Raw genomic sequence first — 16,063 nt, 5'->3', positions numbered from 1 at the left:
GGACGCCAATCTCCCAGCGTTTTACCGGGTTTTACAAGCTATTGAATTAAAAGGAGAAATCAACAGGAACAAGGGTTCCGCTCGTGGAGTCGAGAGGCTTGAACGCTTGTGTGAAATATCTGAGAAGAGGGTCAGAAACGAGCCATTTGCCTCATCCGAGGGGTGAGGAGGCCGCTGCCCGCTTGTAGCGGGCACGAAAGGCTTGATCGATGCCACCCGCTTTTAGCGGGAGCAGACGCAGACCCCTGAAAGAATTCGGGCCGAGTCGGTCAAGGCTCTTCGGCTTTGAGTTCCTTTTCCATCTTCTGCAGTTCTTGGGTGAACGCCTGGTCCTGAACGGTGGCGCGTTTACGCCAGGGTTTACGTTCCGGTTCGGGCTGGGCGGCGTAGGTGGTGACTTCCCCGCCGTAAACTTCCTTGTAACGTTGTTCCTGGCGCTCAAGTTCCGCGCGCAGTTCGTCTTTCGTCACAGTGCTACCTGTATGAGTTGGGATAATTTCCGGTGAAACGCGCTGCATCGAGTCGATTGACCACGCTCATAAAAGGGTAATGCCCGGGAAGGCAACCTTTTGACGGCATGTGAACAATACTTCCATGTTGCAGGCGGCCACGACACCAGAGAAAAACAGCTGACGTAGCATCAGGTTCCTGTTTCAGCGAGCGCATTGGCGGAGCATATGAAATGAGCGTCAGGCGCTTGCTGTGGGCAACGACAATGGGACATCGCGCTGCCGGGTGACAGAGTCGGTGGATAAAAAACCGCTTCGCCACTGGATTGCATTATAGCGGTCGATTCGAAGAACACTATCACCGAGGCGTTAAAAGTAGTTCGTCATGTGTGATTGTTTTGTTACTGACAAGTGTTAACGGCAACTAGGAGGCCGATGATGTCATTGTGCAGCGATGTCTTTCTGGCGCCATTAAGGCGAACAACTTAAACCGCTTACATCGACCTTTAAGAAGTGGACCAGACAAAAAATAAAACGGGCAGTTAATGGCGTGAGTCGCATCAGGCCTTGCGTGGCATTGATTGCGATTATCGGCCTGCCGTCCGATAATCGCCCAATCTTGGCGGTCCCGGACTTGTGTGCAGAAGCAGGGGCCGCGTGTAATAGCCGCTGATCCGCCTCGGAAAGGACCTGTCATGAATGATCAAATGCGCAACTCTTTCACTTCAGTGGCGCCGCCGATCGTCGCCTCACCCGCGAAGCGAATCCAGGCCCTGACCGGCGACCCTGATTTCATGACGTCCCTGGCGCGTGGCCTGGCGGTGGTGCAAGCGTTTCAAGAGCGCAAGCGCCACCTGACCATTGCCCAGATCAGTCACCGCACGGAAATTCCCCGCGCCGCCGTGCGCCGTTGCCTGCACACCCTGATCAAACTTGGTTACGCCACCACCGACGGTCGTACCTATTCGCTGCTGCCCAAGGTGTTGACCCTGGGTCATGCTTATTTGTCTTCGACGCCACTGGCGGTATCAGCCCAGCCGTACCTGGACCGCATGAGCGAGCAACTGCACGAAGCCTGCAACATGGCCACGCTGGAAGGCGATGACATTTTGTACATCGCGCGCTCGGCGACCACACAGCGGCTGATTTCGGTCGACCTTTCAGTCGGCGGTCGCCTTCCGGCCTATTGCACGTCAATGGGCCGGATTCTGCTCGCCGCACTGGACGATACCTCGCTGCGCGAATATCTCGATCACGCAGAGTTGCAAGCCAAGACCAGCCGCACCCTGCATACACCCGAGGCGTTGCTCGAATGCCTGCAAGAGGTGCGGCAACAAGGTTGGTGCATCGTCGATCAGGAGCTGGAACAGGGGCTGCGTTCGATTGCTGTGCCGGTGTATGACGCATCCGGTCAGGTGGTGGCCGCCTTGAACGTCAGCACCCACGCTGGCCGTGTCAGTCGCAACGAACTGGAACAACGCTTCCTGCCCGGACTGCTCAGCGCCAGTCGCGACCTCAGCGCACAGCTCTTCGCCTAAGCCTCTTCTATCTAAGCTGTTCGATAAACGCACAGACTCGCGTTTATCGAATTGACGCTCTTTCCCTTGGATCATTACTGTCGCGGCAGCGCCAGCTCAGGCTGGCACCTGTCCGACTGCGTTCTTGCGTGGAATAAAAATAATGAACCAGCCCCAGTCTGCTGTAGGTCACTGCCTCGATGTGCAGTCCTTCATCAATGCTCAACCCATTTCGCGCTATCAGTGGCGAGTGGTGATCCTGTGTTTCCTGATTGTTTTCCTTGATGGCCTCGACACCGCGGCCATGGGCTTTATCGCGCCTGCGTTGTCGCAGGATTGGGGGATTGACCGCGCCAGTCTCGGCCCTGTGATGAGTGCCGCGTTGATCGGCATGGTCTTCGGCGCGCTGGGTTCCGGCCCGTTGGCTGACCGCTTCGGGCGCAAAGTCGTGCTGGTGGGGGCGGTGTTGTTGTTTGGCGCGTTCAGCCTGGCGTCGGCCTACAGCACCAATGTCGATCAATTGCTGGTGCTGCGTTTCCTCACCGGCCTGGGTCTTGGTGCCGGCATGCCGAACGCCACCACCCTGCTGTCGGAATACACCCCGGAGCGCAAGAAGTCCCTGCTGGTGACCAGCATGTTCTGCGGCTTCAACCTCGGCATGGCCGGTGGCGGGTTTATCTCGGCCAAGCTGATCCCGGCGTTTGGTTGGCACAGTTTGCTGCTGATCGGCGGGATTCTGCCGCTGATCCTCTCGGTCGTCCTGCTGTTGTGGCTGCCGGAGTCGGCGCGCTACCTCGTGGTCCGTAACCGTGGCACCGACAAAGTGCGCAAGACCCTGGCGCCCATCGACCCGACCATCGTCGCCCAGGCTTCAAGCTTCAGCGTGCCGGAACAGAAAACCGTGAAGGCGCGCAACGTGTTCGCGGTGATCTTCTCCGGCACCTACAGCACCGGCACCTTGCTGCTGTGGCTGACCTATTTCATGGGCCTGGTGATCGTGTACCTGCTGACCAGTTGGCTGCCGACACTGATGCGTGACAGCGGCGCGAGCATGGAGCAGGCCGCGTTCATTGGCGCCCTGTTCCAGTTTGGCGGGGTGCTGAGCGCGGTGGGCGTGGGCTGGGCGATGGACCGGTTCAATCCGCACAAGGTCATCGGCATTTTCTACCTGTTGGCCGGGGTGTTTGCCTACGCGGTAGGGCAGAGCCTGGGCAACATCACGCTGTTGGCGACGTTAGTGCTGGTGGCGGGCATGTGCGTCAACGGTGCGCAATCGGCGATGCCTTCCCTGGCGGCGCGGTTTTATCCGACACAAGGGCGGGCGACCGGGGTGTCATGGATGCTCGGGATTGGCCGGTTTGGCGCGATTCTCGGGGCTTGGATGGGCGCGACGTTGCTCGGGCTGGGCTGGAATTTTGAGCAAGTGCTGACGGCGCTGGTGATTCCGGCAGCGTTGGCGACTACGGCGGTGGTGATCAAGGGCATGGTCAGTCATGCGGATGCGACTTGATCGCCTGATCTGGAATCTTCAGCGGCTCTGATGGCCTCTTCGCGAGCGGGCTCACTCCTGCAGGTGACCGCGTTCCCCCTGTGGGAGTGAGCTTGGTCGCGATGCTTTTGATCTTCGATAGGCAGACAACAATCTGTTCGATAAACGAACGCTTAGTCGATTATCGGATTGTTTGGTGTTTTGCACAGGCTTAACCTTCAGTCATTCCGGCGCTGCGCATCGCGCCTTTTTCTTCCACTGTCGGTTGATCACAAAACGGGAGCCTGCCCCATGGCTGAAATCCTTTCGCTGCACGACGCGGTGAAGCAATTCGTAAACGACGGCGATACGGTCGCGCTCGAAGGCTTCACCCATCTGATCCCTACGGCGGCGGGTCATGAAATCATTCGTCAGGGCAAGAAAGACCTGACGCTGGTGCGCATGACCCCGGACTTGATTTACGACCAGTTGATCGGCGCCGGTTGTGCTCGCAAATTGATTTTCTCCTGGGGCGGCAACCCGGGTGTGGGTTCGCTGCACCGTCTGCGTGATGCCGTCGAAAAGCAGTGGCCGCATCCACTGGAGATCGAAGAGCACAGCCACGCCGACCTGGCCAATGCTTACGTCGCCGGCGCATCCGGCCTACCGTTCGCGGTGCTGCGGGCCTACGCCGGCTCCGACCTGCCGAAGGTCAATCCACTGATCAAGACCGTGACCTGCCCATTCACCGGTGAAGTGTTGGCGGCCGTGCCGTCGGTGCGTCCGGACATCACCGTGATTCACGCGCAGAAGGCTGACCGCAAAGGCAACGTGCTGCTGTGGGGCATTCTTGGTGTGCAGAAAGAAGCCGCACTGGCCGCCAAGCGTTGCATCGTCACCGTCGAAGAAATCGTCGACGACCTCAATGCCCCGATGAACGCCTGCGTCCTGCCAACCTGGGCCTTGAGCGCGGTTTGCCTCGTCCCTGGCGGCGCACATCCGTCCTACGCCCACGGTTACAACGAGCGCGACAACCGCTTCTACCAGGCCTGGGACCCGATTGCCCGCGACCGTGAAACCTTCACCGCGTGGATCAACGAATACATCCACGGCTGCGCTGACTTCAGCGAGTTCCAGGCCAAGCTGGCCGCTGCTTCGGAGGCCAAGTAATGACTTACACCACCAATGAAATGATGACCGTCGCCGCCGCGCGCCGTTTGAAGAACGGTTCGGTGTGCTTCGTCGGCATCGGCCTGCCGTCGAAAGCGGCCAACCTGGCGCGCCTGACGTCGTCGCCGGATGTGGTCCTGATCTACGAATCGGGTCCGATCGGTGCCAAGCCGAGCGTATTGCCGCTGTCGATTGGTGACGGTGAGCTGGCGGAAACCGCCGACACCGTGGTCCCGACCGGTGAGATTTTTCGCTATTGGTTGCAGGGCGGGCGCATCGACGTCGGTTTCCTCGGCGCTGCGCAGGTCGACCGTTTCGGCAACATCAACACCACCGTGGTCGGCGATTACCATGCGCCGAAGGTTCGCCTGCCGGGTGCCGGTGGCGCGCCGGAGATCGCCGGTTCGGCTAAAAGTGTGCTGATCATCCTCAAGCAGTCGGCGCGTTCCTTCGTCGATAAACTGGACTTCATTACCTCGGTCGGCCATGGCGAGGGCGGTGATTCACGCAAGCGTCTCGGTCTGCCGGGCGCTGGTCCGGTCGGCATCATTACCGACCTGTGCGTCATGGAACCGGAAGCCGGCACCCATGAATTTGTGGTCACCGCGCTGCACCCCGGCGTGACCCGTGAGCAAGTGGTCGCCGCCACCGGTTGGCCGATTCGTTTTGCCGACACGGTTGAAAACACCGCTGAGCCTACCGACGTCGAACTGACGGCGCTGCGGGATCTTGAAGCCCGCACTGCCGCCGCCCACGGCCAAGCACCCGGAGAAGCCTGATGCGTGACGTTTATATCTGCGACGCCATTCGCACCCCTATCGGCCGTTTTGGCGGCGGTCTGTCGACCGTTCGCGCTGATGATCTGGCCGCTGTGCCGATCAAGGCGCTGATGGAACGCAACCCGTCGGTGGACTGGACGGCGGTGGACGAGGTGTTCCTCGGCTGCGCCAACCAGGCCGGCGAAGACAACCGGAACGTCGCCCGCATGGCATTGCTGCTGGCCGGGCTGCCGGAAAGCATTCCCGGCGTCACGCTCAATCGCCTGTGCGCATCGGGCATGGACGCCATCGGCACGGCGTTCCGCGCCATCGCCAGCGGTGAAATGGAACTGGCGATTGCCGGCGGCGTCGAGTCGATGTCCCGCGCACCGTTCGTGATGGGCAAGGCCGACGCGGCGTTCTCGCGCAACATGAAGCTGGAAGACACCACCATCGGCTGGCGTTTCATCAACCCGTTGATGAAAGCGCAATACGGTGTGGATGCGATGCCGCAGACCGCCGACAACGTGGCCGACGATTACGAAGTGTCCCGCGAGGATCAGGACGCTTTCGCGCTACGCAGCCAGCAACGCACAGCCGCCGCGCAGGCCGCAGGATTTTTTGCTGAAGAAATCGTCGAAGTGCGGATTGCGCACAAGAAGGGTGAAACGGTCGTGACGCAGGACGAGCATCCTCGTGGCGATACCACACTAGAGATGTTGGCCAAACTCAAACCGATCAATGGCCCCGACAAAACCGTCACTGCAGGCAACGCTTCGGGCGTCAACGACGGTGCAGCAGCGCTGATTCTGGCCTCGGCCGAAGCCGTGAAAAAACACGGCCTCACCGCCCGCGCCAAAGTGCTGGGCATGGCGAGTGCCGGTGTCGCCCCACGTGTGATGGGCATTGGCCCGGTCCCGGCGGTGCGCAAACTGACCGAGCGTCTGGGCGTGGCGGTCAGCGATTTCGATGTCATCGAACTCAACGAGGCCTTCGCCAGCCAAGGCTTGGCGGTGCTGCGTGAACTGGGCATTGCCGACGACGCGGCCCAGGTCAACCCGAACGGTGGCGCCATTGCTTTGGGCCATCCGCTGGGCATGAGCGGTGCGCGCCTGGTCCTGACCGCGTTGCATCAGCTGGAAAAAACCGGTGGCAAGAAAGGCCTGGCGACCATGTGTGTCGGTGTCGGCCAAGGTCTGGCCCTGGCGATCGAACGCGTCTGACACGTCGCGTCGACAAATAAGAACAGAGGAAAGCGCAATGACTGACAAGCCTGGTTACCGTCGTCCGCAGGAAGGCACTCAGCCGGAATACCTGCACCCGACGTATCAATCCACCAACCTTCGCTCGCCGTCCAAACCGTTGGTGTTTCTGCCCCATTCGCTGTCGGAAATCACCGGCCCGACCATCGGCGCCGAACGCGTCAACGAGAAGGACAACGACCTGACCGTTCAGCACAAGGGCGAGCCGCTGGGTGAGCGGATCATCATTCACGGCCGTGTGCTCGATGAAAACGGTCTGCCGGTGCCGGGTATTCTGGTAGAGATCTGGCAGGCCAACGCCGCCGGTCGCTACAACCATGCCCGCGACCTGCACGACGCGCCGCTCGACCCGAATTTCACCGGCACCGGCCGCACCGTGACCGATGCCGATGGCTGGTATCAATTCCAGACCATCAAGCCCGGCGCCTATCCATGGGGCAACCACCACAACGCATGGCGTCCGGCGCATATCCATTTCTCGTTGTTCGGGCCGAGCATTCTCACGCGGCTGGTCACGCAGATGTATTTCCCGGGTGACCCGTTGCTGGCTTACGACCCGATTTACAACTGCGTGCCGGACACCCGCGCCAAAGAGCGTTTGATCGCCACGTTCGATCTGGAAAAAACCGTCCCTTCCTACGCCCTCGGTTATCGCTGGGACATCGTCTTGCGCGGCCGCGACGCCACGCCGATGGAGAAATAAGATGACGCTGAACGCGACCACGTCCCACACCGTCGGGCCGTATTACCACATCGGCCTGACCTGGCTGAACCGCGAAGACCTGACCGTCGAACAAACCCTGGGCCAACGCGTGGCGATCACCGGGCAAGTCATCGATGGCAACGGTGATGTCGTCAACGACGCGATGCTGGAAGTCTGGCAGGCCAACGCCGCCGGCAAATACGACCATCCGGAAGACGACCAGGACAAACCGCTGGACCCGAACTTCGAAGGCTTTGGCCGGGTGCCGGTGGATGCAGAAGGGCGCTTTCGTTTCACCACCATCAAGCCGGGCACGGTCGAAGGCCTGAAAGGCTCGACCCAGGCGCCGCACCTGGTGGTGCTGGTGTTCGCGCGCGGGTTGGTGAAGCATTTGCTGACGCGGATTTACTTTGAGGGTGACGCGGCGAATGTGTCGGATCCGTTGCTGGAGTGTGTACCGGCCGAGCGTCGCAGCACGTTGCTGGCGAAGCAGGATGCGTCCGGCGTGTATCAGTGGAATGTGATCCTGCAAGGGACTGAAGCCGAGACGGTGTTCTTCGACTATTAAACGTACACCGCAAATCCCTGTGGGAGCGAGCTTGCTCGCGATGGCGGCCTGTCAGTCAACGTTGACGACACAGTTACACCGCAATCGCGAGCAAGCTCGCTCCCACAAGGGGATTTGTGTGCCTGATCTATCTGGGGAACAGGACTGTTGCGAAGTGTGTCTAGACTCTCACTGTCCCCATTGAGTGAAAAACAATGACAACGACCGCTGCTTCAACAGAACACTACACCGGCGAAGAGCGCAGCAAGCGCATCTTCGCCATTGTCGGCGCCTCGTCCGGCAACCTCGTGGAATGGTTCGACTTCTACGTCTACGCCTTTTGCGCGATTTATTTCGCCCCGGCCTTTTTCCCCTCCGACAACCCCACGGTGCAGTTGGTCAACACCGCTGGCGTGTTCGCCGCCGGGTTCTTGATGCGCCCCATCGGCGGCTGGATTTTCGGCCGGGTAGCGGACAAGCACGGGCGCAAGAACTCGATGATGATCTCGATTCTGATGATGTGCTTCGGTTCGTTGCTGATCGCTTTCCTGCCGACCTACAAGGACATCGGCGTCTGGGCGCCGGTGCTGTTGCTGCTCGCGCGTTTGATTCAAGGGTTGTCGGTGGGCGGCGAGTACGGCACCACCGCCACCTACATGAGCGAAGTCGCGCTCAAGGGACAGCGAGGATTTTTCGCCTCGTTCCAGTACGTGACGCTGATTGGCGGGCAATTGCTGGCGGTGTCGCTGGTGGTGATCCTGCAACAGTTCCTCACCGAGGATGACCTGCGTGCCTACGGCTGGCGGATTCCGTTTGTGGTCGGTGCGGCAGCCGCGCTGATTTCACTGTTCCTGCGCCGTTCGCTGAAGGAAACCAGCAGCAAGGAAATGCGTGAAAACAAGGACGCCGGCAGTATCGCAGCACTGTTCCGCGACCATAAAGCCGCGTTCATCACCGTGCTCGGTTACACCGCCGGTGGCTCGCTGATTTTCTACACCTTCACCACGTACATGCAGAAATATCTGGTGAACACCGCCGGCATGCAGGCCAAGACCGCCAGCTACATCATGACCGGTGCACTGTTCCTTTATATGTGCATGCAGCCGTTCTTCGGCATGCTCGCCGACAAGATCGGCCGGCGTAATTCGATGCTCTGGTTCGGCGCCCTCGGGACCTTGTGCACCGTGCCGATTCTGTTGAGCCTGAAAAGTATCAGCAGTCCGTTCCTGGCCTTTGTACTGATTACCGTGGCGCTGGCGATCGTGAGTTTCTACACCTCGATCAGTGGCCTGGTGAAAGCCGAGATGTTCCCGCCGGAAGTGCGCGCCCTCGGCGTTGGCCTGGCGTACGCGGTGGCGAATGCGATCTTCGGTGGTTCGGCGGAATACGTGGCCCTGAGCCTCAAAGCCGTGGGCATGGAAAACTCCTTCTACTGGTATGTCACGGTGATGATGGTGGTGGCGTTCCTGTTCAGTTTGCGCCTGCCCAAGCAGGCAAAGTATTTGCACCACGACCTCTGATCTTTCCGCGCGGGCCTGACGGGCCTGCGCCATCAAGGACTGTTTATGAACGATCGACCGGGCAATCAATTGTTCGATGCCTATTTCACTGCCCGCGATATGCGTGAAGTGTTCTGCGATCAGGGCCGCGTGCAGGCCATGCTCGACTTCGAAGCGGCACTGGCCCGGGCCGAGGCGCGTGTCGGGCTGATTCCGCAAACGGCTGTCGCTTCGATTGAAGGCGCGTGTCAGGCCGGGCATTACGACTTCGCCGCCCTCGGCGAGGCGATTGCCACCGCAGGCAATTCCGCCATTCCGTTGGTCAAGGCGTTGGGCAAGCAGATCGCGGCCAATGATGCTGAAGCCGAGCGCTATGTGCATTTGGGCGCCACCAGCCAGGATGTGATGGACACCGGTCTGGTGTTGCAACTGCGCCAGGCACTGGCCTTGATCGAAAGCGATCTCGCGCAACTGGGCGACACCCTCGCCACTCAAGCCCAGCGTTATGCCGCCACGCCGCTGGCTGGACGCACCTGGTTGCAGCACGCCACACCGGTCACCCTCGGTATGAAAATCGCCGGGTGGCTGGGGGCGGTCACCCGCAGCCGTCAGCGCTTGCAAGAACTCAAGCCACGTTTGCTGGTGCTGCAATTTGGTGGCGCCTCGGGAACCCTGGCCGCCCTCGGCGCGCAAGCGATGCCGATTGCCGAAGCGCTGGCCGGCGAGTTGCAACTGACCTTGCCGGATCAGCCTTGGCACACTCAACGTGATCGTCTGGTGGAGTTTGGCTCGGTGCTGGGACTGATCGCCGGCAGCCTCGGCAAACTCGGTCGCGACATCAGTCTGTTGATGCAGACCGAGGCGGGCGAAGTATTCGAACCCTCGGCGCCGGGCAAGGGTGGATCCTCGACCATGCCGCACAAGCGCAACCCGGTGGGTGCTGCGGTGCTGATCGGTGCGGCGACTCGGGTTCCCGGTTTGCTCTCGACGCTCTTCAGCGCCATGCCCCAGGAACACGAGCGCAGCCTCGGTCTGTGGCATGCCGAATGGGAAACCCTGCCGGAGATTTGCTGCCTGGTGTCCGGCAGCCTCAAGCAAGCCTTGCTGGTGGCGCAGGGGCTGGAAGTGGATGCGGCTCGCATGGCGCGCAACCTCGATTTGACCCAGGGCCTGGTGCTGGCCGAAGCGGTGAGCATCGTCCTTGCCCAGCGGGTCGGCCGCGACACCGCGCATCATTTGCTGGAACTCTGCTGCAAACGTGCGGTGGCTGAACAGCGGCATCTGCGCGCCGTCCTGGGTGACGAGCCGCAAGTGACCGCCGAGCTTTCGGCGGCTGAACTCGATCATTTGCTGGACCCCGCCCATTACCTCGGCCAGGCCCATACCTGGGTCGAGCGGGCGGTGGCTGAACATTCTGCGTTGACTGCCTGAAGGAGATTGCTGTGGCTTTTGTACAACTCGCCGAGGGCGAACTGCACTACCAAATAGAGGGGCCTGAAGATGCACCGGTCCTGGTGCTGTCCAACTCGCTGGGCACCGACCTGCACATGTGGGACGCACAGATTGCAGCGTTCACCGAACACTTCCGGGTGTTGCGTTTCGACACCCGTGGCCACGGCCTGTCTCTGGTGACCCCCGGCCCGTACAGCATCAAGCAACTGGGCCATGACGTGCTGGCGCTGCTGGATGCCTTGCATATTGAGCGTGCGCATTTCTGCGGGTTGTCCATGGGTGGCTTGATCGGCCAATGGCTGGGGATCAACGCCGCTGATCGACTGAGCAAACTGGTGGTGTGCAACACCGCGGCGAAAATCGGCGATCCGTCGATCTGGAACCCGCGCATTGAAACCGTGCTGCGTGACGGTCCGGCCGCGATGGTCGCGCTGCGCGATGCCTCGATTGCGCGCTGGTTTACTCCGGACTTTGCTGCCGCCAATCCGTCTGCCGCGAAGCGAATCACCGACATGCTGGCCGCCACGTCGCCAGAGGGGTACGCCGCCAATTGCGCAGCCGTGCGGGATGCCGATTTCCGTGATCAGTTGTCGTCGATCAAGGCGCCGCTGCTGGTGATCGCCGGCACCGAAGACGCCGTGACGCCGCCGTCCGGTGGGCACTTCATTCAAGAGCACGTGGCGGGCGCCGAATACGCCGAGTTCTACGCCGCACACTTGTCCAACGTCCAGGCCGGCGCCGCGTTCAGCGCGCGGGTGTTGGCGTTTTTGTCAGCTTAGTAAGGGGATGGTTGTGGACGAAAAACAACGTTACGACGAGGGCATGAAAGTCCGTCGCGCAGTACTCGGCGACGCTCACGTCGACCGCAGCCTGACCGCCCTGACCGAGTTCAACTCGGAGTTCCAGGAGATGATTACCCGCCACGCCTGGGGTGATATCTGGACCCGCCCGGGCCTGCCGCGCCACACTCGCAGCCTGATCACCCTTGCCATGCTGATCGGCATGAACCGCAATGAAGAACTGAAATTGCACCTGCGCGCCGCCGCCAATAATGGCGTATCCCGTGGCGAGATCAAGGAAGTGATCATGCAGAGCGCAATCTACTGCGGCATCCCGGCGGCGAATGCGACGTTCCATTTGGCGGAGTCGGTTTGGGATGAGTTGGGGGTTGAATCGCGGGAGTGACCTCGGGTTTTGATGGTGCCTGAGCTGAGGCCTTCGCGAGCAGGCTCGCTCCTACATCAGACCGCATTCTTCCGGGAGGAACTCGGTCAACTGTAGGAGTGAGCCTGCTCGCGATAGCGATGCCATGGCTTACACAGTAGCCACAATGAAAACCCGCTTGAACGGAAACAACGTGTGCCCATCCCCCTCCCGCGGATATTGCGCATGCACCCGCATCATGAAGTGATAGATGAACCTCGCCTGTTCGTCATCCTTCAATCCCTGCATGACCTCCCTTAACGCCGACACCTTGATCCAGTCATAAATCGGCGACTTGCCGTCAACCACCTGTAGCTGCTCGGTTTCCCAGATATCCAGCGTGGCACAGAGCGGCGCCAGCAATCGGTAGTAGTCCTCCAACGACAACAGTGGCCGCCGGGCCATGGTTTCACGCAACTGCGGTGTGCCCAACGGCTGACCGTTGTGGCCGCCATCGTCGAGGGTTTCGAGCATCAGCTGATACCACGGCGCATCCCGCCAGTCAGGCATGTGCGCCGCCAGACAACCGCCCGGGTCGAGGTGTGTGAGCAATCGGGGCAACAGCCGTTGATGATCGTCGATGAAATGCAGCACGGCGGCGGCAAATAGCAGATCGGCGGGTTGTTCGGGCTGCCAGTTTTGCAGGTCGCACTGCTTCCAGTGGGCCCTGATCGGCAAGGCTCTGGCCTCCTGAAGCATTTGCTCAGAACTGTCGATACCCATCAAGTGCGCGCGGGGCCAACGCTTGGCCAGCAGCTGTGTCGCAATGCCCGTGCCGCAGCCCAGGTCGTAGATGCGACGGGGGTTCTTGATGTCGACACGGTCGAGCAGTTCGTTGACCGGTCGTTGCCTGAGGCGGGAAAACTGCTGGTACGCCTTGGCGTCCCAGTGAGTACAGGCGTTCCCTGCCGTTTCGAGTTTGACGCTCATGAGGTGATCCTCTCTGGCGATTACAGTTGCCTTCCGATGACATTCAGGGATTTCAGGACAACCGCCACGCCTTTGCGTGTGTCCGGATCGTTCAGCATTTTGATCAGCGCATAGGCGCCTGGTGGGGCGGCGGCGCTGACCTCGGCTTTGGCCAGGCGCACGGCATTGCCAATCATCCAGGTGGACGCCGTGGCGTTTTCGAACAGCTGCGCCAGTTTTTCTACCATTGCAGGGTCCAGCAGGTCGATCATGTCCGAGACCAGCGACAGCGCATCGACAATATTGTCCAGCCGCCCGCCGTCGAGCAACGGCTGAAGTTTGGCCATCAAGGCGTTCAGCCCCGGCGTTCCGGTCGCACCGACCGCCAGTGTTTCATCCAATGAGTTCATCACCGTTCACTCCTCCCTGTGCAGGGTCAAAGCATTCCGCGGGCAACCGCCCAATACAGGCCACGATTGAAGCCATGCCTGAGCAGGCCGCCAAGTTTGGTCGGCGGAGTCGGCGACACGTCACGGGCATAGTTGTACACCAGTGGCATGCCGGCATTGAGGCCCATTTGCGCGACGGCCTGAACACGCCCGTCATAGACGCTGTGGGGCGCGCCAAGGCGAATCTGCGCGGTAATATTGTTGGCGATCACCGGCGCCTGGTTGTGGCAGGCGCCTCCGGCCTTGCTCACCGGCAGGTCGACGGTGTCGCCAATCACGTAGACGTTTTCGAGGCCATAAACCTGCAGGGTTTCGTGGTTAGTCGGCAGCCAGCCTTCGTTATTCGGGGCTTGCGAAACGCCGCACTCCAGCACTGCATCCACGGCGCGGATCGGTGGCGTTGCCATCAGGATGTCGAACGGTTGCGCGTCGCCTTCTGCCGAGTAGGCGATCTTCTGATCCGGATCGACCCGGTCGAGGGTGAAGCCGCGTTGGAAGTGAATGTTTTTCTGCTCGAAAATGCCGGGCAGTATTTCTCCCGTAGGCCTTTGCAGAAACAGGCAGTTGCGCAGCAGCTGAGCGGTGGTCGGGTAGGTGTAGACGATTTCCACCTGGTCGCGTACACCCCGAAGCCGCAGAAAATCATCGAGCATCAGCGTGGTTTCCACCGGGGCAATGCCGCATTGATGCGGCACGTTGGGTGTGTGCGGAAAGGACACTGTGATGAAAATCCGGCCCTTCTTGATCGTGCTCAGGCGTTCTGCCAGTTGCCGGGCGGGTTGATATTGGTAGAAGTGGTCGCCGGCTTCTTTCAAGCCTTCGATACGCTCCGGTGCGGGTACGCAACCGGTGGCGATGACCATAAAGTCATAGCCATAACATTTGCCGCTGCGGGTTTTCAGGCTTTGGCCGGGAAAATCGAAGTGTATGACTTCCTCGATGTGAAAGCTGATTTCCGGGCGCAACAATGAACGTTCCGGGCGCTTGAGTTCTTCTTCAAAGAACTGATTGAACGCCACATACATGAACGCAGGTTTGTAGAAGTGATCGGGGGAATTGGACAGTAATGCAATCGAGACTTCGCCACGCAGGATTTCTGGATACAACTTGCTGGCCAGTTGATTGGCCAGCATGGTTCCACCTACGCCGCCACCGACGATAACTATTCGCTTGCTCATACCTGACCTCCGTGGTCATGGCAGCTTCGCGTACAGCATCCGGAGATAACGGAAGAAAAAATGGGGCTCCTACATCAGGCTGGAGAATTTAAACGCACAGCCTGACTGTATCTGCGCTTGTGCAAACCGCCAGTACCAAGTGACCAGTGGTTAGCGCCGGCATTACCTGAGCGCGCATGCCGGCGCTGAGTTTTATAACAAACTGATCGGATAGCTGACGATCAACCGGTTCTCGTCGAATTCGTTGTTGCTGAAGTCGCGGCGGATGGTCGAGTTGCGCCATTTGACGTTGAAGTCCTTCAGCGCGCCGCTTTGCACGGTGTAGCCCAGTTCCGACTCGCGGCCCCATTCCTTGCCGTCGGTGACGGTGCCGGTGTGGACGTTGTCGCCGCTGATGTAGCGGTTCATCAGGGTCAGGCCCGGAATGCCGAGGGCGACGAAGTTGTAGTCGTGGCGCACCTGCCAGGATTTTTCCTGTGCGTTGTCATAACTGGCGTTGTAGCTGTCGTTGGCCAGGGTGCCGCCGCTGGTGCCGTTGACGCGCATCCAGGCGCTGTCGCCAGTGAGTTTTTGCAGGCCGACGTAGAAGGTGTTGCCGCCGTATTTGGCCGAGAACAGGCCAGACCAGGTCTTGTTGTCGAGATCGCCGGCGCGGGCGCTGCCGTCATCCTTGCCGTAGAAAAAGCCGAGGTTGGCGCCCAGGGTCCAGTCGCCCAGTGGCTGGCTGTGGATCAGATTGACGAATTGCTGGCTGTAGATGTCCTTGAGTTCGGCGTTCCACAGGCCAATCTGGGTGCGCTTGTCGTTGAAGGCGTATTCACCGCCCTGGAAGTTGAAGCGGTCGGAGGTGAAGGCCGGTTTCCCGTTCATCGACATGTCGCTCATGCTGCTGTCGTCGCGTGGGCTGTTGGCGCGGAACTGGCCGCCGTAAAGCGTCAGGCCGGCGATTTCCTTCGAGGTGATCTGGCCGCCACGGAAGGTTTGTGGCAGGGAGCGACCATCGTCTGAACGCAGGATGGGCAGCACCGGCATCCATTCACCGACCTTGACTTCAGTCTGGGACAGCTTGGCCTTGAACGCGACGTTGGTGCGACCGAAGTTGTCCGCCGGGCGTCCGTCATGGTCCAGTGGCAGCAACTGCGTACCGCCGGTGCCTTTGCCGCCGTCGAGCTTCACTGAATACAAACCCAACACATCCATACCGAAACCGACAGTGCCCTGGGTGAAGCCGGATTTGGCGTCGAGGATGAAACTTTGCGTCCACTCTTCAGCCTTGCCTTGAGCCTTGGTCGGGTTGGTGAAATTGCGGTTGATGTAGAAGTTGCGCAGGTTCAGGTTGACCTTGGCGCCGTCGACAAAACCCGCTTCCTCGGCCATGACAGGCAGGGCAGCGCTGGCCAGGGCGATGGCGATTAGGCTGGGAAGATAATACTGCGCGGTGGAAGGCGTCATGGGGCGGTCTCTCTAATTGTTAGGGATGAAACAGGGCGCTGCCGCAA

Annotated in this window: 16 protein-coding genes; 11 read left to right on the top strand and 5 right to left on the bottom strand. The window is 60.3% G+C overall.

Annotation, left to right across the window (positions count from 1 at the left end; genetic code table 11):
- Nucleotides 1-269: 269 nt before the first annotated feature.
- The gene (locus H8F22_RS07295) at nucleotides 270-470 is read right to left on the bottom strand and encodes a hypothetical protein (RefSeq protein ID WP_007935837.1); all 201 of its coding nucleotides are present in this window, start codon (nucleotides 468-470) and stop codon (nucleotides 270-272) included.
- Between the two features lie 674 nt (nucleotides 471-1,144).
- Between H8F22_RS07295 and pcaR the strand changes: the two genes are divergently transcribed.
- The 11 genes from pcaR (at nucleotide 1,145) to pcaC (ending at nucleotide 12,010) form a co-directional block, all read left to right on the top strand.
- A complete protein-coding gene (gene pcaR, locus H8F22_RS07290) occupies nucleotides 1,145-1,987 on the top strand; it encodes a pca regulon transcriptional regulator PcaR (RefSeq protein WP_027925617.1) in 843 nt (280 codons plus the stop codon).
- Between the two features lie 142 nt (nucleotides 1,988-2,129).
- Complete coding sequence (locus tag H8F22_RS07285; protein ID WP_027925616.1) at nucleotides 2,130-3,476, top strand: MFS transporter; 1,347 nt, start codon at nucleotides 2,130-2,132, stop codon at nucleotides 3,474-3,476.
- Between the two features lie 270 nt (nucleotides 3,477-3,746).
- Entirely contained in the window at nucleotides 3,747-4,604 is an 858-nt protein-coding gene (locus H8F22_RS07280) for a CoA transferase subunit A (protein WP_059181506.1), read from the top strand.
- Nucleotides 4,604-5,383 (top strand): CoA-transferase subunit beta, encoded by a 780-nt coding sequence (locus H8F22_RS07275; protein WP_027925614.1) that lies wholly within the window; start codon nucleotides 4,604-4,606, stop codon nucleotides 5,381-5,383. The genes H8F22_RS07280 and H8F22_RS07275 overlap by 1 nt, the downstream gene beginning before the upstream one ends.
- Nucleotides 5,380-6,585, top strand: coding sequence for a 3-oxoadipyl-CoA thiolase (gene pcaF, locus H8F22_RS07270; protein ID WP_172825950.1), 1,206 nt, complete (start codon nucleotides 5,380-5,382; stop codon nucleotides 6,583-6,585). Before H8F22_RS07275 ends, pcaF begins: the two co-directional genes overlap by 4 nt.
- Nucleotides 6,586-6,622: 37 nt before the next feature.
- A complete protein-coding gene (gene pcaH / locus H8F22_RS07265; protein WP_027925612.1) occupies nucleotides 6,623-7,327 on the top strand; it encodes a protocatechuate 3,4-dioxygenase subunit beta in 705 nt (234 codons plus the stop codon).
- Between the two features lies 1 nt (nucleotide 7,328).
- Nucleotides 7,329-7,895 (top strand): protocatechuate 3,4-dioxygenase subunit alpha, encoded by a 567-nt coding sequence (gene pcaG, locus H8F22_RS07260; RefSeq protein WP_027925611.1) that lies wholly within the window; start codon nucleotides 7,329-7,331, stop codon nucleotides 7,893-7,895.
- Nucleotides 7,896-8,089: 194 nt separating this feature from the next.
- Nucleotides 8,090-9,394 carry an MFS family transporter gene (locus H8F22_RS07255; protein ID WP_027925610.1) on the top strand — a complete coding sequence of 435 codons (1,305 nt, stop codon included), beginning with the start codon at nucleotides 8,090-8,092 and terminating at the stop codon, nucleotides 9,392-9,394.
- A gap of 45 nt (nucleotides 9,395-9,439) precedes the next feature.
- On the top strand, nucleotides 9,440-10,804 hold the full coding sequence (locus H8F22_RS07250; RefSeq protein ID WP_059181504.1) for a 3-carboxy-cis,cis-muconate cycloisomerase: 1,365 nt from the start codon (nucleotides 9,440-9,442) through the stop codon (nucleotides 10,802-10,804).
- Between the two features lie 11 nt (nucleotides 10,805-10,815).
- Entirely contained in the window at nucleotides 10,816-11,604 is a 789-nt protein-coding gene (pcaD, locus tag H8F22_RS07245) for a 3-oxoadipate enol-lactonase (protein WP_194939898.1), read from the top strand.
- A 13-nt stretch (nucleotides 11,605-11,617) separates the two neighbouring features.
- The gene (gene pcaC / locus H8F22_RS07240; protein WP_027925607.1) at nucleotides 11,618-12,010 is read left to right on the top strand and encodes a 4-carboxymuconolactone decarboxylase; all 393 of its coding nucleotides are present in this window, start codon (nucleotides 11,618-11,620) and stop codon (nucleotides 12,008-12,010) included.
- Nucleotides 12,011-12,139: 129 nt separating this feature from the next.
- Here pcaC and H8F22_RS07235 read toward each other — a convergent pair whose 3' ends face one another.
- From H8F22_RS07235 to H8F22_RS07220, 4 genes are all read right to left on the bottom strand, one after another.
- The gene (locus H8F22_RS07235) at nucleotides 12,140-12,958 is read right to left on the bottom strand and encodes a methyltransferase domain-containing protein (RefSeq protein ID WP_059181502.1); all 819 of its coding nucleotides are present in this window, start codon (nucleotides 12,956-12,958) and stop codon (nucleotides 12,140-12,142) included.
- 20 nt (nucleotides 12,959-12,978) lie between these two features.
- A complete protein-coding gene (locus H8F22_RS07230; RefSeq protein WP_194939897.1) occupies nucleotides 12,979-13,347 on the bottom strand; it encodes a DUF1641 domain-containing protein in 369 nt (122 codons plus the stop codon).
- A 26-nt stretch (nucleotides 13,348-13,373) separates the two neighbouring features.
- Nucleotides 13,374-14,564 carry an NAD(P)/FAD-dependent oxidoreductase gene (locus H8F22_RS07225; protein ID WP_194939896.1) on the bottom strand — a complete coding sequence of 397 codons (1,191 nt, stop codon included), beginning with the start codon at nucleotides 14,562-14,564 and terminating at the stop codon, nucleotides 13,374-13,376.
- A gap of 192 nt (nucleotides 14,565-14,756) precedes the next feature.
- The gene (locus H8F22_RS07220; RefSeq protein ID WP_059181500.1) at nucleotides 14,757-16,016 is read right to left on the bottom strand and encodes an OprD family porin; all 1,260 of its coding nucleotides are present in this window, start codon (nucleotides 16,014-16,016) and stop codon (nucleotides 14,757-14,759) included.
- Nucleotides 16,017-16,063: the final 47 nt, after the last annotated feature.

The sequence above is a fragment of the Pseudomonas mucoides genome, from assembly GCF_015461845.1.
GTDB lineage: Bacteria > Pseudomonadota > Gammaproteobacteria > Pseudomonadales > Pseudomonadaceae > Aquipseudomonas > Aquipseudomonas mucoides.
The sequence above is the reverse complement of the archived record's forward strand: the minus strand, read 5'-3'. Positions and strand labels throughout refer to the sequence as shown.